Origin of the sequence: Streptomyces mesophilus, from assembly GCF_040300965.1 — a bacterium.
In the GTDB taxonomy this organism is placed as follows: domain Bacteria; phylum Actinomycetota; class Actinomycetes; order Streptomycetales; family Streptomycetaceae; genus Streptomyces; species Streptomyces mesophilus_A.
In genome coordinates, this window is the sequence record NZ_JBEPEW010000087.1 from 14,039 (window position 1) to 35,279 (window position 21,241).

Annotated in this window: 14 protein-coding genes and 1 pseudogene; 9 read left to right on the forward strand and 6 right to left on the reverse strand. The window is 70.0% G+C overall.

Annotated elements, in window-relative coordinates; genetic code table 11:
- Positions 1-242 precede the first annotated feature (242 nt).
- From ABT367_RS26470 to ABT367_RS26505, 8 genes and pseudogenes are all read left to right on the forward strand, one after another.
- Complete coding sequence (locus tag ABT367_RS26470; protein WP_352255599.1) at positions 243-1,520, forward strand: extracellular solute-binding protein; 1,278 nt, start codon at positions 243-245, stop codon at positions 1,518-1,520.
- A 116-nt stretch (positions 1,521-1,636) separates the two neighbouring features.
- Positions 1,637-2,515, forward strand: a complete 879-nt coding sequence (locus tag ABT367_RS26475; RefSeq protein ID WP_352255611.1) for a carbohydrate ABC transporter permease — start codon at positions 1,637-1,639, stop codon at positions 2,513-2,515.
- Positions 2,512-3,372, forward strand: coding sequence for a sugar ABC transporter permease (locus ABT367_RS26480; RefSeq protein WP_352255600.1), 861 nt, complete (start codon positions 2,512-2,514; stop codon positions 3,370-3,372). Before ABT367_RS26475 ends, ABT367_RS26480 begins: the two co-directional genes overlap by 4 nt.
- A 63-nt stretch (positions 3,373-3,435) precedes the next feature.
- Positions 3,436-5,070 carry a glycoside hydrolase family 13 protein gene (locus ABT367_RS26485; RefSeq protein WP_352255601.1) on the forward strand — a complete coding sequence of 545 codons (1,635 nt, stop codon included), beginning with the start codon at positions 3,436-3,438 and terminating at the stop codon, positions 5,068-5,070.
- Complete coding sequence (locus ABT367_RS26490; RefSeq protein WP_352255602.1) at positions 5,067-6,125, forward strand: LacI family DNA-binding transcriptional regulator; 1,059 nt, start codon at positions 5,067-5,069, stop codon at positions 6,123-6,125. The genes ABT367_RS26485 and ABT367_RS26490 overlap by 4 nt, the downstream gene beginning before the upstream one ends.
- A 105-nt stretch (positions 6,126-6,230) precedes the next feature.
- Positions 6,231-7,610 (forward strand): annotated as a pseudogene (locus ABT367_RS26495) (alpha-amylase); the annotation flags it as partial.
- Positions 7,611-7,765: 155 nt separating this feature from the next.
- Positions 7,766-13,057, forward strand: coding sequence for a pullulanase-type alpha-1,6-glucosidase (pulA, locus tag ABT367_RS26500; RefSeq protein ID WP_352255612.1), 5,292 nt, complete (start codon positions 7,766-7,768; stop codon positions 13,055-13,057).
- A 73-nt stretch (positions 13,058-13,130) separates the two neighbouring features.
- Positions 13,131-14,780, forward strand: a complete 1,650-nt coding sequence (locus tag ABT367_RS26505) for a SpoIIE family protein phosphatase (RefSeq protein WP_352255603.1) — start codon at positions 13,131-13,133, stop codon at positions 14,778-14,780.
- Here ABT367_RS26505 and ABT367_RS26510 read toward each other — a convergent pair.
- Positions 14,777-15,295, reverse strand: a complete 519-nt coding sequence (locus ABT367_RS26510) for a GNAT family N-acetyltransferase (RefSeq protein WP_352255604.1) — start codon at positions 15,293-15,295, stop codon at positions 14,777-14,779. The two genes, ABT367_RS26505 and ABT367_RS26510, sit on opposite strands and share 4 nt — an antisense overlap.
- A 90-nt stretch (positions 15,296-15,385) precedes the next feature.
- Here ABT367_RS26510 and ABT367_RS26515 point away from each other — a divergent pair, with 90 nt between their 5' ends.
- The gene (locus ABT367_RS26515; protein WP_352255605.1) at positions 15,386-15,733 is read left to right on the forward strand and encodes a 5-carboxymethyl-2-hydroxymuconate Delta-isomerase; all 348 of its coding nucleotides are present in this window, start codon (positions 15,386-15,388) and stop codon (positions 15,731-15,733) included.
- 29 nt (positions 15,734-15,762) lie between these two features.
- Here ABT367_RS26515 and ABT367_RS26520 read toward each other — a convergent pair whose 3' ends face one another.
- From ABT367_RS26520 to ABT367_RS26540, 5 genes are all read right to left on the reverse strand, one after another.
- Positions 15,763-16,476: a TetR/AcrR family transcriptional regulator gene (locus ABT367_RS26520; RefSeq protein WP_352255606.1), complete on the reverse strand. Its 714-nt coding sequence runs from the start codon at positions 16,474-16,476 to the stop codon at positions 15,763-15,765.
- 34 nt (positions 16,477-16,510) lie between these two features.
- A complete protein-coding gene (locus ABT367_RS26525; protein ID WP_352255607.1) occupies positions 16,511-17,563 on the reverse strand; it encodes a PDR/VanB family oxidoreductase in 1,053 nt (350 codons plus the stop codon).
- A gap of 1 nt (position 17,564) precedes the next feature.
- Positions 17,565-18,497, reverse strand: a complete 933-nt coding sequence (locus ABT367_RS26530) for a metal-dependent hydrolase (RefSeq protein WP_352255608.1) — start codon at positions 18,495-18,497, stop codon at positions 17,565-17,567.
- Positions 18,498-18,559: 62 nt separating this feature from the next.
- Entirely contained in the window at positions 18,560-20,506 is a 1,947-nt protein-coding gene (locus ABT367_RS26535) for a hypothetical protein (RefSeq protein WP_352255609.1), read from the reverse strand.
- Between the two features lie 65 nt (positions 20,507-20,571).
- Positions 20,572-21,241: hypothetical protein (locus ABT367_RS26540; RefSeq protein WP_434975544.1), on the reverse strand; the 670-nt coding region annotated here is incomplete at its 5' end.

Here is a 21,241-nt window from a genome sequence, read left to right on the forward strand (position 1 = left end):
CGCCCTGCCGGGCATGCGCTCTTGCAAGGTCTTGCAGGCGCACGGAACGTCCCTTGCAAGTCCGTACACCCAAGGCGCACAGGGCCTGTGCAGCTATGCAAGGAAACGTGAAGGTAACGATCCGCATCTCTTGCAGAAAGTTTCGGCAAGGTTTTTCCAGAAGCTTTCAGGCTTGTTACGTTCCTGCCCGAACCCAGGGCCGCGCAGGGGCGGTCGGGGATGGGGCACTTGAAGGAGTACTCATGCGGCGTGGCATATCGGCCACCGCGCTTGTCGCGGCAATCGCACTGGCGGCGACGGCGTGCGGCGGGGACGACGGCGGGGACAAGGGCGGCAAGAGCGCCGGCGGTGAACTCTCCGGCACGGTGACCTTCTGGGACACGTCCAACGACGCCGAGAAGGCCACGTACAAGGAGCTCGCCGAGGGCTTCGAGAAGCTGCACCCGAAGGTCGACGTCAAGGTCGTCACGGTGCCGTTCGGCGAGGCCAACGCCAAGTTCAAGAACGCCGCGGGCGGCAACTCCGGTGCCCCCGACGTGATGCGCACCGAGGTCGCCTGGGTCGCGGACTTCGCCAACCTCGGCTACCTCGCCCCGCTGGACGGCACCGCGGCGCTGGACAATGAGGGCGACTACCTCGAACAGGCCGCCGCCTCCACGAAGTTCAACGACAAGACGTACGCGGCGCCGCAGACCATCGACACCCTCGCGCTCTTCTACAACAAGAAGATGCTCAAGGACGCCGGCGTCGAGGTCCCCACCTCCGTCGAGGAGGTCAAGGCCGCCGCCGAGAAGATCAAGGACAAGAGCGGCAAGACCGGTCTCTACCTGCGCGGCGACGACCCGTACTTCTACCTCCCGTACCTCTACGGCGAGGGCGGTGACCTCCTCGACACGTCGAAGAAGGAGATCACCGTCGACGACGAGCCGGGCGCCAAGGCCTTCGCCGTGATGAAGGACCTGGTCGACTCCAAGGCCGCGATCACCGACGCGTCCGACGGCTACAACAACCAGCTGAACGCCTTCAAGGACGGCGAGGTGGCCATGGCCGTCGACGGTCCCTGGTCGATCGAAGGCGCCCTGGCCGGCAAGCAGTTCAAGGACGCCAAGGACAACCTCGGTGTCGCTCCGGTCCCGGCCGGCTCGGCCCGCGCGGCCTCCCCGCAGGGCGGCTGGAACCTCTCGGTGTACGCCGGGTCCAAGAACCTTGACGCCTCCTACGAGTTCGTGAAGTACATGAGCTCCGCGAAGGTGCAGCAGCAGACCACCGAGAAGCTGAGCCTGCTGCCGACCCGCAAGTCGGTGTACGAGGTGCAGTCCGTCAAGGACAACCAGATGGTCCAGTTCTTCAAGCCGGCCGTCGACAAGTCCGTGCAGCGGCCCTGGATCGCCGAGGCCAACGCCCTGTTCGAGCCGATCCGGCTCCAGATGCAGCAGGTGCTCAGCGGCAAGTCCTCGCCCGAGGCGGGTGCCAAGGGTGTCGGTGAGGCGTACAAGAAGCTCCTGAAGGACTACAAGTAGCCGTGACGGTGCTCACTGAGAAGAAGGCGCCGGCCGCCGAGGAAGTGACGAAGGCGGCCGGCCGGCCCCAGGGCCGTATACGACGCGCGCTGTCCACGCACTGGTACGCGTGGGCCATGGTCGCCCCGGTCGTCGCGGTGATCGGCGTGATCATCGGCTGGCCGCTGATCCGCGGCGTCTACCTGTCGACGACGAACGCCAACGAGGCGAACGTCGAGCGCACGATCGGCGTCAACCACATCCCGGCGACGTACGAGTCGGTGGGCCTGGAGAACTACACGGCGATCCTGTCGGACGGTGTCTTCTGGGACCGGCTGATCTGGACCCTCGTGTGGACGGTGTCCTGTGTGACGCTCTCGTTCACGCTCGGCCTCGCGCTCGCCGTGATGCTCAACCGGAAGCTGAAGGGCCGCACCTTCTACCGGATGGCGCTCATCCTGCCGTGGGCGGTGCCCGCCTTCGTCTCGGTGTTCACCTGGCGCCTGCTGTTCAACGAGAAGAACGGACTGTTCAACTCGCTGCTGGCCGGCGGCGGTATCGACGCCATTCCGTGGCTCAACGACCCGACCTGGGCGAAGCTTTCGGTGATCGCGGTCAATGTGTGGCTCGGTGTGCCGTTCATGCTGATCGCCATGCTCGGCGGACTGCAGTCGATCCCGGCCGATCTGTACGAGGCCGCCGAGATGGACGGCGCGAACGCCTGGCAGCGCTTCAGGCACATCACCCTGCCGGGGCTCAAGCCGGTCAGCTCCACCGTCGTCCTGATCAGCGGCATCTGGACGTTCAACATGTTCCCGGTGATCTTCCTGCTCACCCGGGGCGGTCCCGGTGACGCGACGGAGATCCTCGTGACGTACGCCTACCGGCTCTCCTTCGTCGTCAGCCCCCGCGACTTCGCGGGCTCCGCGGCCTGGGGTGTGCTCATCCTCGTGCTGCTCTCGCTCTTCGCGGTGGTCTACCGCCGTGCGCTCCGCAAGCAGGGAGATGTCTGGTGAGCACCAGCACCGCAACAAGGAAACCTCGCGCGCGCGGCGAGAGGGGGCCGCTCGCCTCCTTCGGGCTGCACGCCACCCTCGTCCTCGCGAGCGTCATCGCGGTCTTCCCGCCGCTGTGGCTGCTCGTCACCTCGCTCAAGCCGAAGGACGAGGCGTTCACGACCGATCTGGTCAAGGACTTCACGTTCTCCAACTACTCGCACGTCCTAGGCGAGACGGAGTTCCTCACCTGGCTCGGCAACTCGCTGATCGTGGTGGGTCTGACCACCGTCATCGGTGTCTTCATCTCCGCCACCACCGGGTATGCGGTCAGCCGCTTCAAGTTCCCCGGGATGCGGCCCCTGATGTGGCTGCTGCTCATCACGCAGATGTTCCCGGTCGCCGTCCTGATCGTGCCGCTGTACAACCTGCTCGCCACGCTGGGTCTGCTGAACCAGCCGGTGGGTCTGGTGATCACGTATCTGACGATCGCGATCCCGTTCTGCGCCTGGATGATGAAGGGCTACTTCGACACCATCCCGGTGGAGATCGACGAGGCCGGACGGGTCGACGGGCTCAACCCCTTCGGTACGTTCTGGCGGCTCATCCTGCCGCTCGCGAAGCCCGGTCTCGCGGTCACCGGTTTCTACAGCTTCATCACCGGCTGGGCCGAAGTCGCGTACGCCTCCGCGTTCATGACCGGCGAGGAGAACCTCACTCTCGCGGGCGGACTGCAGACCTTCGTCAACCAGTACACGAGCGACTGGGGTTCGCTCACCGCGTCGGCCGTCATCGTCGCCGTACCCGCAGCGGTGATCTTCGGTTTCGCGCAGCGCCATCTGGTGGCCGGTCTGACCGCCGGGGCGACCAAGTCCTGATAGAGCTGTCCGTCCGCAGTTGTCCGCACTTTGTACGTTGAACCACTCACTTTCAGGGATGACATGACTCAGCACACCGCTGACTGGTGGCGCGATGCCGTGATCTACCAGGTCTATCCGCGCAGTTTCGCCGATGCCAACGGGGACGGCATGGGCGATCTCGAGGGGGTACGGAGCCGGCTGCCGTATCTGCGCGAACTCGGCGTCGACGCGGTCTGGCTCTCCCCGTTCTACGCGTCCCCGCAGGCCGACGCCGGCTACGACGTGGCCGACTACCGTGCCGTGGACCCGATGTTCGGCACGGTCGAGCACGCCGAGGCGCTCATCCGCGACGCGCACGAGCTGGACCTGCGCATCATCGTGGACGTCGTACCGAACCACTCCTCGGACCAGCACGAGTGGTTCAAGCGTGCGGTGAAGGAAGGCCCGGACTCGCCACTGCGCGGGCGCTACCACTTCAGGGCCGGGCGGGGCACGGACGGCGAACTGCCGCCCAACGACTGGGAGTCCATCTTCGGCGGGCCCGCCTGGACCCGTACGACGAACCCGGACGGCAGCCCGGGCGAGTGGTATCTGCACCTGTTCGCGCCCGAGCAGCCCGACTTCAACTGGGACCACCCGGCGGTCGCCGACGAGTTCCGGTCGATCCTGCGCTTCTGGCTGGACCTCGGTGTCGACGGCTTCCGCGTGGACGTGGCGCACGGCCTGGTGAAGGCGGACGGGCTGCCCGACATCGGCGGCCGCGACCAGCTCAAGCTGCTGGGCAACGCCGCGATGCCGTTCTTCGACCAGGACGGGGTGCACGAGATCTACCGCTCGTGGCGCCGCGTCCTCGACGAGTACCCGGGGGAGCGGATCGCGGTCGCCGAGGCGTGGACGCCGACCGTGGACCGTACAGCGCTGTACGTCCGCCCGGACGAACTGCACCAGGCGTTCAACTTCCAGTACCTGGCGACCTATTGGGACGCCGCCGCACTGCGCGAGGTCATCGACACCTCCCTCGCGGCGATGCGGCCGGTCGGCGCGCCCGCGACCTGGGTCCTGTCGAACCACGACGTCACCCGGCACGCGACGAGGTTCGCCAATCCGGCGGGCCTGGGTACGCAGTTGCGCACGCCGGGCGACCGCGAGCTCGGTCTGCGCCGGGCGCACGCGGCCACGCTCCTGATGCTGGCGCTGCCCGGTTCCGCGTACGTCTACCAGGGCGAGGAGCTCGGGCTCCCCGACGTCACCGACCTGCCGGACGAGGCCCGTCAGGACCCGTCGTTCTTCCGCGCGGCCGGCCAGGACGGCTTCCGCGACGGCTGCCGGGTGCCCATCCCGTGGACGCGGGACGGGAGTTCGTACGGGTTCGGGGCCGGCGGGAGCTGGCTGCCGCAGCCTTCACAGTGGGCGGAGCTGAGCGTCGAGGCGCAGAGCGGCGACGAGGGCTCGACGCTCGAGCTGTACCGGGGCGCTCTGGCGCTGCGACGCTCCCACCCGGGGCTTGGTGCGGGGGAGTCCGTTCAGTGGCTTCCGGCGCCCGAAGGGGTGCTGGCGTTCGCGCGCGAGGGCGGCTTCGTCTGTACCGCGAACACGACCGGTGAGCCGGTGCGGATCCCCACGCCCGGGCAGGCGCTCCTGTCCAGCGGCACGGTGCTCTTCAACGATCAGTCCGTCGAGCTGCCCGCGGACACCACCGTCTGGTGGCAGACGTGACGATTCCCGCGTCGCGGGGTGCCGTATCCGGGGGGAACGGCACCCCGCGGCTGGCCGACATAGCCGCGCAGGCCTCCGTCAGCGAGGCCACCGCGAGCCGAGTGCTCAACGGCAAGCCGGGTGTGGCGAGTTCGACGCGGCGCCGCGTGCTCGCCGCGCTCGACGTGCTCGGCTATGAGCGGCCCGTACGGCTCAAGCAGCGCAGCGCGGGGCTCATCGGTCTGGTGATCCCCGAGCTGTCCAACCCGATCTTCCCGGCCTTCGCCCAGGTCATCGAGCAGACCCTGGCCGGGCACGGCTACACCCCGGTCCTGTGCACCCAGACCCCGGGCGGCGCGACCGAGGACGAGCTGGTCGAGCAGCTGGAGCAGCGCGGGGTCAACGGCATCGTGTTCCTGTCCGGACTGCACGCCGACACCACCGCGGACCCGGCGCGCTATGCCGAACTCACCGGGCGCGGTGTGCCGTTCGTGCTCGTCAACGGGTACCACCCGCAGATCCACGCCCCGTTCGTCTCACCCGACGACCACACGGCGGCGCGGATGGCCGTACGGCACCTCGCCGACCTCGGCCATGAGCGCATCGGGCTCGCGGTCGGGCCGACCCGCTATGTGCCGGCCGGACGCAAGACCGAGGGATTCCTCGCCGCGATGCACGCGATCCTCGGCGTGCCGCGCGCCGAGGCCGAACTCGCCGTCCAGTCCACCCTGTTCACCGTCGAGGGCGGACAGGCCGCCGCCGGGATGCTGCTCGACCAGGGCTGCACCGGCATCGTCTGCGCCAGCGACCTGATGGCGCTGGGCGCGGTGCGCGCGGCCCGGCAGCGCGGCCTCGACGTCCCTCGGGACGTCTCCGTCGTCGGCTACGACGACTCGCCCCTGATCGCCTTCACCGACCCACCGCTGACGACCGTGCGCCAGCCCGTGCAGGCCATGGCCGCGGCGGCGGTGGGTGCGCTGATCGAGGAGATCCACGGAAATCCCGTGCAGCGCACCGAGTTCGTGTTCCAGCCCGAGCTCGTCGTGCGAGGGTCCACGGCCCAAGTGCGGCGTTGAGCAAGACCGTTCCCCCCACCGCCGTACGAGGGTGAGCCGCCTCCGTACGGCGTTCTGCAAGGCCAGCACAGTCACCGGATCCACCCCCTCAGAGCCGGAGGACCCATGACCCGCAGCAGATCCCTCATCGCCACACTTGTCGTGGGCGCGTCACTTTCGGGCGCGTCGCTCCTCATGCCGACCGCCCAGGCCGCGCCCCCCGGCGACAAGGACGTCACCGCCGTCCTCTTCGAGTGGCGCTTCGACTCCGTCGCCCGTGAATGCACGAACAGGCTCGGACCCGCCGGATACGGATACGTCCAGGTCTCCCCGCCGCAGGAGCACATCCAGGGCGGCCAGTGGTGGACCTCGTACCAGCCCGTCAGCTACAAGATCGCCGGACGGCTCGGCGACCGCACCGCCTTCAAGAACATGGTCGACACCTGCCACGCGGCGGGCGTCAAGGTCGTCGCCGACGCGGTGATCAACCACATGGCGGCCGGTGACGGCACGGGCACGGGCGGCACGAACTACACCAAGTACACGTACCCGGGCGTCTATTCGGGCGCCGACATGGACGACTGCCGCTCGCACATCAACAATTACGGCGACCGCAGCAACGTCCAGAACTGTGAGCTCGTCGGCCTCGCCGACCTGGACACCGGCGAGGAGTACGTGCGCGGCCGGATCGCCGCGTATCTCAACGACCTGCTCTCGCTCGGCGTCGACGGCTTCCGTGTCGACGCCGCCAAGCACATGCCGGCCGGTGACCTCGCGAACATCAAGTCACGTCTGAGCAACTCGGGCGTGTACTGGAAGCAGGAAGCGATCTTCGGTGCGGGCGAGGCGGTCTCGCCGGGCGAGTACCTCGGCAACGGCGACGTGCAGGAGTTCCGGTACGCCCGCGACCTCAAGCGGGTCTTCCAGAACGAGAACCTCGCGTATCTGAAGAACTACGGCGAGGGCTGGGGCTATATGCAGTCCGGCAAATCCGCCGTGTTCGTCGACAACCACGACACCGAGCGCGGCGGTGACACCCTCAGCTACAAGAACGGCGCCGACTACACCCTCGCCAACGTCTTCATGCTGGCCTGGCCGTACGGCTCCCCGGACGTCCACTCCGGCTACGAGTACACCGACCGGGACGCCGGACCGCCCAACGGTGGGACGGTGAACGCCTGTTGGCAGGGCGGCTGGAAGTGCCAGCACGCCTGGCCCGAGATCGAGTCGATGGTCGCCCTGCGCAACACCGCACGCGGACAGGCCGTCACCGACTGGTGGGACAACGGCGGCGACCAGATCGCGTTCGGCCGCGGCGCCAAGGCGTACGTGGCGATCAACCACGAATCCGCCGGGCTCACCCGCACCTTCCAGACCTCGCTGCCGGCCGGTGACTACTGCGATGTGCAGAGCGACCGTACGGTCAGCGTGAACGGGTCCGGCCAGTTCACGGCCACGCTCCCCGCCCAGACGGCCCTCGCGCTGCACGCCAACGCCCGCAGCTGCTGACCGTCTTCCCTTACCGCCGCCCTGCGCCCAGCCCATCCTGCCCCGCGGCCGCGCAGGGCGGCACCTCCCTCACCGCCACTTCCGTGGCACCCATCCGCCACGTCCGTGGCACCACCTTCCCGTACTGCTTCCGGATCGAAGGAGACCTCGTCGTGCCCCGTACGCGAAGAACGGCCGCGGTGCTCACGGCCGCCCTGCTCGCGGCGCTCGTCCCCGCCGTCCCCGCGGCGGCCGCGCCCCCGCCGCCACCCCCGTCGGACGCGAAGCTCGCCGCCCAGCCGGCCCGGCACGATCTGACCCGCGAGCAGTTCTACTTCGTCCTGCCCGACCGGTTCGCCAACGGCGAGACGGGCAACGACAAGGGCGGTCTGACCGGCTCGCGCCTTCAGACCGGCTTCGACCCCGCCGACAAGGGCTTCTACCAGGGCGGCGACCTCAAGGGCCTCACCGACAGGCTCGACTACATCAAGGGCCTGGGCACCACGGCCCTGTGGATGGCGCCGATCTTCAAGAACAAGCCGGTCCAGGGCACCGGCAAGGACGCCTCGGCCGGCTACCACGGCTACTGGATCACCGACTTCACCCAGGTCGACCCGCACTTCGGCACCAACGCCGACCTGGAGCGGCTGATCGACAAGGCCCATGCCAAGGGCATCAAGGTCTTCTTCGACGTCATCACCAACCACACGGCCGACGTGGTCTCGTACGAGGAGAAGTCCTACGACTACCTCTCCAAGGGCGCCTTCCCGTATCTGACGAAGGACGGGAAGCCCTTCGATGACGCGGACTACGCGGACGGGTCCGCCAAGTTCCCCGCGGTGAACGGGAGTTCCTTCCCGCGCACCCCGGTTGTGGCCCCGGCCGAGAAGGATCTGAAGGTCCCGTCCTGGCTCAACGACCCGCTGATGTACCACAACCGCGGCGACTCGACCTTCGCCGGCGAGTCCTCCACGTACGGCGACTTCTCCGGCCTCGACGACCTGTGGACCGAGCGTCCCGAGGTCGTACGCGGCATGGAGAAGATCTACGAGAAGTGGGTCCGCGACTTCGGCATCGACGGCTTCCGTATCGACACGGTCAAGCACGTCAACACCGAGTTCTGGACCCAGTGGGCGACCGCGCTCGACGCGTACGCGGCCAAGCGGGGCCGCGAGGACTTCTTCATGTTCGGTGAGGTGTACTCCGCCGATACGGACATCACTTCGCCGTACGTCACCGACGGGCGGCTCGACTCGACGCTTGACTTCCCGTTCCAGGACGCGGCCCGCGCGTACGCCGCTCAGGGCGGTTCGGCCGAGCGGCTCGCGAAGGTCTTCGGCGACGACTACAAGTACACGACCGACAAGGCCAACGCCTACGAGCAGGTGTCCTTCCTCGGCAACCACGACATGGGCCGCTTCGGCACCTTCCTCAAGCAGGACCGGCCGAAGGCCTCGGACGCCGAACTGCTCGACCGCTACGAGCTGGCCAACGAGCTGATGTTCCTCGGCCGCGGCAACCCGGTGGTCTACTACGGCGACGAGCAGGGCTTCACCGGCGCAGGCGGCGACAAGGACGCCCGCCAGACGCTGTTCGCGTCGAAGACCGCCGACTATCTCGACGACGACCAGCTCGGCACCGACCGCACCCACGCGAAGGACGCGTACGACACCGGCCACCCCCTGTACCGGCAGATCGCCGAGCTGTCCGCCCTGCGCAAGGCGCACCCGGCGCTCGCGGACGGCATCCAGGAGGAGCGGTACACGGAAGGTTCCGTCCACGCCTTCTCCCGTACGGACGCGAAGAGTCGCACCGAGTACGTGGTGGCCGCGAACAACGCCCAGGAGCCGCGCACGGTCGAGATCCCGACCGGCTCGCAGAACATGAACTTCCGTGCGGTGTACGGGAGCAAGGCCTCGGTCCGCAGCGGCGAGGACCGGAAGATCAAGGTCGAGATCCCCGCGCTTTCATCGGTGGTCCTGAAGGCCGACAAGGCCCTCGCCACCCCGGACGCCGAGCCGTCCGTGGAGCTCCAGGCCCCGCCCGCCGGGTCCACGGGGCGCGTCGAGCTCACCGCCGACGTACGCGGCGGCGGCCTGAACCGGGTCGTCTTCGCCGCCCAGACCGGCAACGGCAAGTGGCGGACGCTCGGCTCCGCCGACCACGCCCCGTACAAGGTCACCCACCGCATCGACGCCGAGCGCGCCGGAACCTCCGTGCGCTACAAGGCCGTTGTGATCGATTCGCGTGGCCGTACGGCGAGCGACCGCGCCGAGACCGTCTCCGGGGCCCCGGTGGTCGAGCAGCCGCCGAGCGCGGTCGAGCGCGAGTACGCGGTCGTCCACTACAAGCGCACCGATGGCGACTACGAAGGCTGGGCCATCAAGTCCGGTGAGCAGCAAGCCCCGTTCACGGGTCGTGACGCGTACGGAGCCTTCGCCTGGTTGAAGCTCGACGAGGGGGCCGCGGAGGTCTCGTACACCGTCGAGAAGAACGGGGCCGCCGACGGCCCGCAGCGCACCGTCCCGCTCGCCACCACCGGCGAGGTCTGGGTCGAGCAGGGCAAGGACGCGCAGGCGACGAGCGCGCCCGAGGGTGCGTATCCGCCGCAGGACAAGACCAAGGCCGTACTGCACTACCAGCGGGCCGACGGGAACTACGACGGCTGGGGGCTGCACACCTGGACCGGCGCCAAGGACCCGACCGACTGGTCCAAGCCCCTTCTGCCCGCCCGGATGGATTCCTATGGTGCGGTCTATGAGGTACCGCTCGCGGACGGGGCCACGTCGCTCAGCTACATCCTGCACAAGGGCGATGAGAAGGACCTGCCGTCCGACCAGTCCCTGGACCTCGCGGCCAACGGCCATGAGGTCTGGATGATGGGCGGCAAGGAGAAGTACCTGCTGCCGCAGCCGAAGGCCGCCGAGGTCGACTACGGCAAGGCCGAGGCCGTGTGGATCGACCGGGACACGGTGGTGTGGAACGGCGCCAAGTCACCCGTTTCCGCACAGCTGTTGTACGCGCGGGACGGCGATCTGGACGACGCGAAGTGGCTGCGGCTCGGCAAGGCGGAGCTCACCGAGGCCCAGCAGAAGAAGTTCCCGCATCTGGCCGCCAAGCAGGCCTGGTCCGTCGACCCGCGCGACCGCGACCGGGTGCGCGAGGCGCTGCGCGGGCGGGTGGTCGCCACCCAGCGGGCGGCGAACGGCGCGATCGTCGCCGGATCGGGTGTCCAACTGGCCGGTGTCCTCGACGACTTGTACGACGCCACGAAAGCCGAGCTCGGCCCGGTCTTCGACGCCAAGGGAACGCCCACGCTGAGCGTCTGGGCACCCACCGCACAGACCGTCGCCCTCGACCTCGACGGGCGTGAGGTGCCGATGCGCCGCGACGACGCCACCGGTGTGTGGTCCGTCAAGGGTGCGAAGTCCTGGACGGGCAGCCCGTACCGCTACGTGGTGAAGGTCTGGGCGCCCAGCGTCCAGAAAGTCGTCACCAACGAGGTCACCGACCCGTACTCGCTGGCCCTGACCGCCGACTCCGAGCGCTCCCTGGTCGCGGACCTGCGCGCCAAGTCCCTTGCCCCGCAAGGCTGGTCGGGTCTGAAGAAGCCCGAGGCCGTCGCGCCGGGCCAGGCGCACATCCAGGAGCTGCATGTCCGTGACTTCTCCGTCGCGGACACCACCGCCCGCCACCAGGGCAAGTACAAGGCGTTCACCGAGAAGAACAGCAAGGGCTCACGCCACCTGCGCGAGCTCGCCGAGGCCGGCACGAACTACGTGCACCTCCTGCCCGCCTTCGACATCGCCACGATCCCCGAGCGGGACCAGGCGACGGTCGACTGCGACCTGGCCTCGTACGCCCCCGACTCCGACAAGCAGCAGGAGTGCGTGGCGAAGGCCGCCGCGAAGGACGCGTACAACTGGGGCTACGACCCTTACCACTTCACCGTCCCCGAGGGCTCCTACGCCACCGACCCGGACGGCACCCGGCGCACCGTCGAGTTCCGCGAGATGGTCAAGGCGCTGAACGAGGACGGCCTGAGGGTCGTCATGGACGTGGTCTACAACCACACCACCACCAGCGGCCAGGCGAAGACCTCCGTCCTCGACAAGATCGTGCCCGGCTACTACCACCGCCTCCTCGACGACGGCTCGGTGGCCACCTCCACCTGCTGCGCCAACACCGCGCCCGAGAACGCCATGATGGGCAAGCTCGTCGTCGACTCGATCGTGACCTGGGCCCGCGAGTACAAGGTCGACGGCTTCCGCTTCGACCTGATGGGCCACCACCCGAAGGCCAACATCCTCGCCGTACGCAAGGCGCTCGACGCGCTCACCGTCGAGAAGGACGGCGTCGACGGCAAGAGCATCCTGCTGTACGGCGAGGGCTGGAACTTCGGCGAGATGGCCGACGACGCCCGCTTCGAGCAGGCCACGCAGCAGAACATGGCCGGCACGGGCATCGCCACCTTCTCCGACCGCGCCCGTGACGCGGTACGCGGCGGCGGACCCTTCGACGAGGACCCTCGGGTCCAGGGCTTCGGCTCGGGCCTCTACACCGAGCCCAACTCCTCGCCCGCGAACGGCACCGAGGCCGAGCAGAAGGAGCGGCTCCTGCACTACCAGGACCTCCTGAAGGTCGGCCTCACCGGCAACCTCGCCGGCTACACCTTCACCGACAGCAGCGGCCGCAAGGTCAAGGGCTCCGAGGTCGACTACAACGGCGCGCCCGCCGGCTACGCGGCCACCCCCGCCGACGCACTCGCCTATGTCGACGCCCACGACAACGAGACCCTCTTCGACGCCCTCGCCTACAAGCTGCCGCCGACGGTGAGCGCCGACGACCGGGCCCGTATGCAGGTGCTCTCGATGGCGACGGCGGCCCTGTCCCAAGGGCCTTCGCTCTCCCAGGCCGGCACCGATCTGCTGCGCTCCAAGTCCCTCGACCGCAACTCGTACGAGAGCGGTGACTGGTTCAACGCCATCCACTGGGACTGCCGGGCCGGCAACGGCTTCGGGCGAGGGCTGCCCATGGCCGCAGACAACAAGGACAAGTGGCCTTACGCCAAGCCCCTGTTGACCTCCGTACCCGCCGTGAAGTGCCCGCAGATCGAGGGTGCGTCGGCGGCCTACCGGGACCTGCTGAGAATCCGTACGACAGAGAGCGCATTCGCGCTCGGCGGTCTCGACGAGGTCCAGCGCGAACTGTCGTTCCCGCTGTCAGGTGAGCGAGAGACCCCCGGAGTCGTCACCATGCGGCTCGGCGGACTCGTGGTCATCTTCAACGCGACACCCGAGCTGCAGAAGCAGCAGGTCGACGAGGTCGCGGGCACCCGCTACACGCTGCATCGAATTCAAGCCAGGGGAAGTGATCGTACCGTCAAGTCCGCCGCGTACGAGGTGAGTTCCGGGACGTTCGCCGTTCCGGGGCGGACGGTGGCCGTCTTCGCCCCCGGGGATTGAGAGGAGCGCTAACTTGGGGGCGCGGGCCACCACCGACGCTCGGCCCGCGCCCTCACCCCCGGAAGGGGGATGCATGAACCTGACGGAAGGCAGCCCGGAACCCGCAGAGGACACGACCGTCCTCGTCGTCGACGACGCACCGGCCAGCCGGTACGCCATAGGAGCCGCACTGCGCAGGGCCGGACACCAAGTGGTGCCCGCGGCCAGCGCCGGCGAGGCGCTGATCGAGCTGGACACGCTGCAGCGCGCCGGCGCCCTGCCGGATGTGGCCCTCGTCGACATCGGGCTGCCGGACATGAGCGGATACGACCTGTGCCGCCGTATCAAAGAAGTCCCCCTCACCGCCGGTATCCCGGTGGTGCACTTCTCGGCCAAACCCGTGGGACCCGGGGACCGCACCCGGGGCCTGGACGCGGGCGCCGACGCCTACTTCACCGTGCCCGCCGAACCGGAGGAGATCCAGGCCGTCGTACGGGCCGCCGTGCGCGGCGCACGGTTCCGTACCACCGCCGAGGCCAAGGCGGGGCGGCTCTCACTGCTCGCCGAGGCCGTGCTCGCCGTACAGGCCGCGCGCTGCCCGCAGGAGCTGGCCACGGCCGCGGCGGCCGGGGCGGCCCGGATCAGCGGGGGCCCCGCGGTGGCTTTCGTATCGGGACCTGACGGCGAACTGATGGTCGGCACCTCACGACGGCGGGCCTCCACCGCGCTGCCCGACACCAGCGCCGCCGAAGAAGTGGTGCGGCTCAGCGAGCGGCTGATGGCGGGCCGTTCGGGGGTGCAGTCCACCGTCGTGCCCAGCCCGATGTGGCCGCCCGGCTACTTCCGCGCGGGCCGGTCCGAGCCGGCCCGTCTGATGGTGGCCTGCGGCAGCGACACCCGCCCACCGGTCTGCGTGGCCGTGCCGGCCTGCGCGGTCGGGGGCGGCGGCGCGGGCGACGAGAGCGGACGGCTGCTCGGCCGCCTCGTGCACGCGGCCGCGCTCGCCGCCGAACCGCTGCTCATGTACGAGGTCGAGCGGCATATCGCGCTCACCCTGCAGCACAGCTTCCTGCCGAAACGGCTGCCCGAGATGCCGGGCACCGAGGTGGTGGTGCGCTATGTGCCGGCCTCACGTCACACCGAGATCGGCGGTGACTTCTACGCGGCGATCGCGACCCCCGACGGGGTCCTCGTGGGGGTGGGCGACGTCGTCGGGCACTCCCTCGACGCGGCCACCGTGATGGTCGAGATCCGCCACGCGCTGCGGGCCTACTGCGTCGACGAGAGCGACCCCCGGGTGCTCGTCGAACGGCTCGACCGGATGCTCCAGCTCTACCACCCGCAGGCCACGGCCACGGTCTGCCTGGCTCTGATCGAACCCGCCACCGGCCGCACCCGGATCGCCAACGCGGGCCATATCCCGCCCCTGATCATCGGGGACGGTGACGCCCGCTACTGCGGGGCGAGCGGGCCGCTGCTCGGCATCGGGCTCGACCACCCGGAGCCCACCGAGCTCAAGATCACCGAGGGCGAGCGGCTGCTGATGGTGACGGACGGCCTGATCGAGACCCGCGGCATCGACCTCGGCGTCTCCCTGGAGCACCTCCGCCAGATCGCCGCCGAAGCCTCCGCCGACCTCGGGGTGCTGTGCGACACCCTGCTCAGCTGCTTCGGCCACGAAAGGGCGGACGACATCGCGCTGTTGGCACTGCGGCTCGCAAAAGAGCCGGGCGTCGCCGGTTAGGAGAGCCGCAGCTCCATGAGCGTCACCCCGTACTTGCTGCCGCCCGCGCCCTCCTTGAACGGCTGCTCGCCGACGACCGTGTACCCGGCGCGCTCGTAGTACGTCCGCAGCCGCGGGTTCGAGGACACACAGTCCAGGCGGCACAGAGCGCGGCCCTGCGCGGCGACCCGCTGCTCGGCGTGGGTGAGCAGCGCGCGCCCGGTGCCTGCCGGGGCGCTGCGGGCGGTCATCAGACGGTGCACGTATCCGGCGACCGGCGGCTGCTCGCCCCAGGCCGGTTCGTCCTCCCACCACAGTTCGTACGCACCGGCCACCTCGCCCTGCGCGTACGCGATCCAGACCTCGCCCTCCTTGATCCGCAGCCGGAAGTGGTCCTCGCTCTTCTCGCCCGGCTTCCACTGGTCGATCCCGCTCTCCCGCATCCAGCGCGCTGCGCCGTCGTACAGGCCCACGAGGGTGGCGAGATCGGCGGGGTCGTCGGTGGCCTGGCGGAACTCCAGGTGGTTCGCGATCATGTGCTCAGTATGCAGACGGCTCCGTGGGACCGAAGCGGGCGGCCGTAGGCTCGAGGGGCCAGCACCCGCGAGCGAACCCGGAGCGCGCCCATGCCCCAGATCACCGTCGACCACCCCGCCCACTTCTCCGCCTCCTTCGACCGGCGCGGCTTCGCACTCGAGCTGCACCCGGTCGTCGTGGAGATCGCGGGCGCGAAGCTCGCCGCCTGCAAGACCCGCTTCCGCACCACCGAGGAGAACGTGATCGGCGACGAGACCGACGGCCCCGGAGTCCTGGCCATCGAGATCGCCCTGCTCGCCGGCCGTACCGACGAGGTCAAGAAGCAGCTGGCGACGGCGGTCGCCGAGCTCGCGGGCAAGTACGCGGTGGGCACGCCCGTCGCGGGCCATGTGTCCGTCGAGGTACGGGACCTGGACGCGTCCTACTCGAAGGCCTAGCTCCTGAGGCCTGTCCTGTGGATCAGGCCCTACCGCGGTGCCAGCGCCACGAGCCGGCCGACCAGCTCGCCGAACGGTCCGTCCGCCGGCTCGTCGGCCAGGATGCGCGTCAGGATCGCCGCCATCTCCGCGTCGTACGCGGCGCTCACCGCGGTGAGCGCCGCGAAGTCGTGCACCAGCTGCAGCTCCAGCTCGGCGCGCGGGATCCGCCGCCCGTCCAGCCAGATCAGCGCCGTCGACTCGGCGAGCGAGACCCAGGAGCGGATGACGAGTTCGAGGCGCGCGGGCGGCTCGGTGATCCCCAGGTGCCGCACGATCTGCTCGTACGCGGCCTGGCGCACCGAATCGATCAGGGCGTTGGCCGCGGAGGCGGCCTCACCGCCGAGCGTGCCGGAGACGGCGGGACCGCCGCGCATCAGCGCCGAGAAGCCGGGCCCGTGCTCGTCCACGAAGTCGAAGTAGCGGCCCATCACCCTCAGCAGCCGCGCGCCGAGCGGCCCTTCGCGCGGTTCGACGAACCGGGTCGCCAGATCCTCGGCGGCCCGCTTCAGAGCCGCCTCGTACAGGCTGAGCTTGCCGGGGAAATAGTGGTAGACGAGCGGCCGTGAGATCCCCGCGGCCGCCGCTATCTCGTCGATGGAGACCTCGTCGGGGGAGCGGTGGCTGAACAGCTCGAGGGCCACGCCGATGAGTTGCTGCCGCCGCTCCTCGACAGCCATCCTGCGGCGCACCCCGGTCGTCATACGAACACTCTAACGGGCACGTGGGTCCGCCCCTTCAGAGGTCGAGCACCAGCCGCCCGCCCCTGGCCCGTGAGACGCAGATCAGCATCGAGCCGTCGCGCTCACCGTCGGTGAGCAGCTCGTCGCGGTGGTCGATCTCCCCGGCCAGGACCCGCTGTTGGCAGGTTCCGCAGAAGCCCTGCTCGCAGGAGTACGCGGTGTCGGGCAGCTCCTTGCGTACGGCGGCCAGAACACTCTCGTCGGCGGCGACGGTCACCGTCCGTCCGCTGCGCAGCAGTTCGACCTCGAAGGCCTCCTCGCCCTCGGCGGGTGCGGCCGCCGTGAACCGCTCCAGATGCAGCGTGCAGCCGGCGGGCAGCACCTCGGCCACCGCGTCCATCAGGGGCTCGGGCCCGCAGCAGTAGACGGCCGCCGCCTGCGGGACGTCCCTGAACAGCGCCTGCAGATCCGGCAGCCCCTCCGTCACCGTCAGCCGCTCGGGCCCGGCGATCTTCTCGACCTCGTCGAGGAAGGGCATCGAGGCCTTGCTGCGGCCGCAGTAGAGGATCCGCCAGTCCGCGCCGGAGGCCTCGGCCGCCCGCAGCATCGGCAGGATCGGCGTGATCCCGATACCGCCGGCGACGAAGACGTACGCGTGCGAGGCCCGCAGCGCGAAACGGTTCCGCGGTCCACGCACCCGCAGCCGCATACCCTCCCGCAGCTCCTCGTGCACCTCGCGCGAACCGCCCCGGCCGCCGCTGTCCGCCGGGACGAGACGGGTCGCGAGGGTGTACGCGGAGGTGTCGGCCGGGTCGCCGCACAGCGAGTACTGCCGCACCAGGCCCGACGGCAGCGTCAGCTCCAGATGTGCTCCGGGCTCCCAGGCGGGCAACTCCCGTCCGGTCAGGCTCAGTTGTACGACGCCGTCGGCGATCTCCTCGCGCCGGGCGAGGGTCAGCGTCAGGGCTCGGGCACGCGGCCGGCCGGAGGTCGGCACCGGCAGGGCGGGCAGCGGCCACAGCGGGGAGCGCTCGATCCGGCGGCGCAGGGCGCGGCGGGTGAGCAGCGCGGTGCCGGCCAGGGCGGCGACGGTACGCAGACGGGGCATCTCAGGCGGCGCCCTTCGGGAGGGGGCTCTCGCTCCCGCGGGCTTCGGCCGCAAGCGCCGCCGGTGACGAGGCGAGATACGCGACCGCCTGCTCGGTGGAGCCCTCCTGGGAGGGGTGGTAACCGCGGTCGAGATAGCGCGGGATGGAGCGCGCCATCGCCCCCGCCGTGGGCAGCATCCCCTGCCGGCCCTTCGCGAGGAACTCCCGCCAGCTCGCCCGGCCGTCCTCCAGGGTCGGATCGTTGGCCATGAAGAAGCGGGCGCCGCGCTGCCACAGGAAGACAAGGGCGGAGAACGCGGTGGCCCAGGTGCGCACCCGGCGGCTGTAGGAGCCGTCCACGTGCAGGAAGAGCTCGAAGGCCACCGAGCGGTGCTCGACCTCTTCGGCTCCGTGCCAGCGAAGCAGGTCCAGCATCGTCGGATCGGCGCCCTTGCGGTCAAGGCTGTCGGCGTTCAGCACCCAGTCGCCGAGGAAGGCCGTGTAGTGCTCGATGGCCGCGATCAGCGCGACCCGCTCGTACAGCCACCACTTGCGGGCCCGGCCCGGCGGCAGCATGCGGTCGCCGAGCAGCTTCTCGAAGAGCCAGTCCACCTGGGCGAGATACGGCGCCGGGTCGAGCCCTTGCTCCTTGAGATGCGGCAGCACCTCGTCGTGGGCCTGGGCGTGCATGGCCTCCTGGCCGATGAACCCGATCACGTCCGCGCGCAGTCCATCGTCCTCGATATACGGCAGGACCTGCTTGTAGACGTGCACGAACCAGCGCTCACCCGCGGGCAGGAGCAGATGCAGCACATTGATCGTGTGCGTGGTGAACGGGTCGCCGGGTATCCAGTGCAGCGGCGTCTCCTCCCAGGCGAAGGAGACCTTGCGTGCCTTGAGCGCAATGTGTTCCGACGTGACGGGTTTCGGCAGCCGGGCCTGCGTATTAGACATGGCGTCAATGTACTGGCGGGTAAGGAGTGCGCAACACCCTTGTGCAGGCAGGAGTTGGCGGGTCAGCGCAGGGCGCTCACCTTGTCCCCGTTCTCCAGCCGCCCGTCGAGCTCCGCGCGGGCGCCCTCCTCGGCGCGTACGGAGAGGGTGTTGCCGCGCGCGGAGGCCGTGACGCCGCCCGAGGTGGCGATGGAGACGACCTGGCGGCTGCCGCCCGCGAGCAGATACCAGCTGCCGGCGCGGGACTTCCACATGACTCCGGCGAGCACCTTCGGGTCACGCGGACCGCAGGCCGGTGAGTCCTCTGCCTTGGCGGCGATGGCTCCGACGGGTTTGCCCGGTGCCTGGAACTGGGCGAGCGTACGGCTGCCCGCGCCGCGCCAGGTCTCGGCGCGGGTGCAGACCCAGTGCGCGGTGCCGTTGTTCTCGGGCAGCGTCTGGGAGGCGTACGCCCAGGAGTTGACGGCCCGGACGCCGTGCGCGCGTACGGCGGGCAGCAGACAGGCGGTGCGGGCCCAGCTCTCGCGGGCCGCGCTGCCGGAGACCTCGCGCGGCGACTCGGGGCGGCCCGAGGTGAGGTGGGCCGGAGTGAGCTCGCCGAGATCGGTGACGGTGCGGGTGGTGGCGGTGTCGCTCACCTCAAGGGCGTTCCAGGACGTGCAGTCGCGGGCCTGGGCCGGGCTGGTCACCGGGTCCGTCACCCCGTCGTCGCTGCGGCCGAGAGCGCGCGCTTCCGCGGCCGGATCGAGGAGGTCGCGGACCGCCACCCCCTGTACCCAAGGGGCGGTCAGATAGCGGACGTTGCCGTCCGTTCGGCCCACGACGAGGGCGCTCGCGGTGGGCGCTCCCGCGCCGTCCACGCGCGCGAAGTCCAGGGCCGCGCCGCTCGTGCCCTCCTTGGGCTCGGCATAGCGCGCGATCCGCAGCCCGTCGTAGAGGAGCACCACCCGGGCCTGGTCGACCTCGCCCGCGTACAGCAGCTGGGCCGGTCCCGGCGGTGCGCCCGCCGGGGTGCCGGGGGTCGCAGAGACCTGTACGGCCTCGCCGGGCCGCGCCCACACGGCCAGCGCTCGGCGCAGCAGCTCCTTGTCGCCGGTGAGCGAACCGCGCGCGGGCCAGGCGGAGAAGTCGGTACGCGCGGAGCGCTTCCAGGCGTCGGCCGCCGCGGCCGTCAACTGGTCCGGATCCAGGGCGGCTTCGGCTGCCGGATTCTTCGCGTACGCGGGTGCCGCGGCGCCGTCGGGCCCCCAGCCGTCCCCGGGCAGCCCGAGCAGCGCGCCGCAGACCACCACGGCGGCGGTGGCGACCAGGGCGGCCTTGGTGTGCTGGCGGCGGCGCATCAGATCCGTGGGCCGTGCCTGCAGCGAGCAAGGGTCGAACTCGGGGGAGTCGAGCAGGGCGTACAGTGCTTCGACGCCGTCCGCCTCCGCGAGCGCCGCATGGGCGTCCTCGACGCCCGCGGCGTCCAGGATCTTGCGCACCTCGGTGTCCGGGAGCCCTTCGAGGCCGCGCAGCACATAGGCGGCGCGGGCCGGTCCGGAGAGCGCGGAGAGCCGCTGGTCCAGGGCGAGTTCATCGGCGCCGCCCGACCGCGGGAAGAGCCGCAGCCCCCACACCTGCGGCAGCAGCGGCGGGAACTGCGCCCGCTTGGGCCAGGCCTTGCGCTTGAGCGGCAGCCCGGCCTCCAGGGCGCTCTTGAGGACCCTCAGCCGGACGTACGCGTACCCCGGGTCTCCGAGACGCCCCTGACCGCTGCCGCCGCGCTGCTGGGGGAAGGCGGGGGCGTCGCCGGGGGTGCGCCCCTTGGGCAGGGCGCGCTGTGCGAGGGAATGCGCGGCCAGGACGCGGCGGTTGCGGCCGAGGCTCGGCGGCAGCACGAGATACCCGAGACGGACGAGCCGTGGGTAGTGCTCGACGATGGCCGCTTCGGCCTGCTCGACGGCGACGGCGGGAGCGGCCGGTGCGGGGTCCTGGGCGGGGCGGCGGGTGGCGACATCCGGAGAACTCACGTTCAGCAAAACGAGCGAATCGTGGGATGGTCACTCGAACGCCGGCGCCTGCGAGGGCCGGGGGCTCAGGAGCCCTGTTCGGCGACCGGCCGGCGGATCTCCTTGTAGATCGCGGCGGTCGCCTCCGCCGCCCGCTGTATGGCGTCGTAGCCCTCGAACTGGAGGACGACGACGGTGTTCGCGTCGGCCCATCCGCACACCGACACATCCTCGTACGTGGCGGAGCGGGCCGACCGGCAGCTGAACTCGGTCTTGTGGCCGGGGACCTTGATCTTCTCCAGCGGCTCCTCGGTCGTCCCGTCGCCGGTGTCGACGAGATAGCTGATCTTGCTCTTCAGCTGATCGCCAGGTTCCTTGAACCGTCCGTATTCGGCGGAGATGCGCAGGCGGTCGAAGGAAGCCTTCTCGGATCCCGTGTAGTAGTCGTCCGGGATCTCGAACGCGTCCTTGCGGACCTCGGTGTCCTCGAGTTTCACCGGCTTGGGCAGGAAGTCGGCGCCCACCAACTTGTAGGTGCCGCCCACGAGTTCCGGGGGCCGGGTGATCTCGTACTTGGCCTCGGGGAAGGACTCGTCCTCGCCTCCGGAGCCGTCTTCACGGGCGTCCGCCAGGGAGGTGAAGACATACGCGCCGGCGATCAGCAGGAGGGGCGCGACAAGGATCCGCAGGTTCCGCACGATGCGCGACGGGCCGGATGAGGGCGAGCGAGGGTTCGTCGCCGCGCCCGCCGCGCCC

Excerpts from the sequence above, each read along its gene's own strand:
- ABT367_RS26470 (WP_352255599.1), top strand. The coding sequence starts at position 243 with ATGCGGCGTGGCATATCGGCCACCGCGCTTGTCGCGGCAATCGCACTG.
- ABT367_RS26475 (WP_352255611.1), top strand. The coding sequence starts at position 1,637 with ATGGTCGCCCCGGTCGTCGCGGTGATCGGCGTGATCATCGGCTGGCCG.
- ABT367_RS26485 (WP_352255601.1), top strand. The coding sequence starts at position 3,436 with ATGACTCAGCACACCGCTGACTGGTGGCGCGATGCCGTGATCTACCAG.
- ABT367_RS26505 (WP_352255603.1), top strand. The coding sequence starts at position 13,131 with ATGAACCTGACGGAAGGCAGCCCGGAACCCGCAGAGGACACGACCGTC.
- ABT367_RS26510 (WP_352255604.1), bottom strand. The coding sequence starts at position 15,295 with ATGATCGCGAACCACCTGGAGTTCCGCCAGGCCACCGACGACCCCGCC.
- ABT367_RS26515 (WP_352255605.1), top strand. The coding sequence starts at position 15,386 with ATGCCCCAGATCACCGTCGACCACCCCGCCCACTTCTCCGCCTCCTTC.
- ABT367_RS26520 (WP_352255606.1), bottom strand. The coding sequence starts at position 16,476 with ATGACGACCGGGGTGCGCCGCAGGATGGCTGTCGAGGAGCGGCGGCAG.
- ABT367_RS26525 (WP_352255607.1), bottom strand. The coding sequence starts at position 17,563 with ATGCCCCGTCTGCGTACCGTCGCCGCCCTGGCCGGCACCGCGCTGCTC.
- ABT367_RS26530 (WP_352255608.1), bottom strand. The coding sequence starts at position 18,497 with ATGTCTAATACGCAGGCCCGGCTGCCGAAACCCGTCACGTCGGAACAC.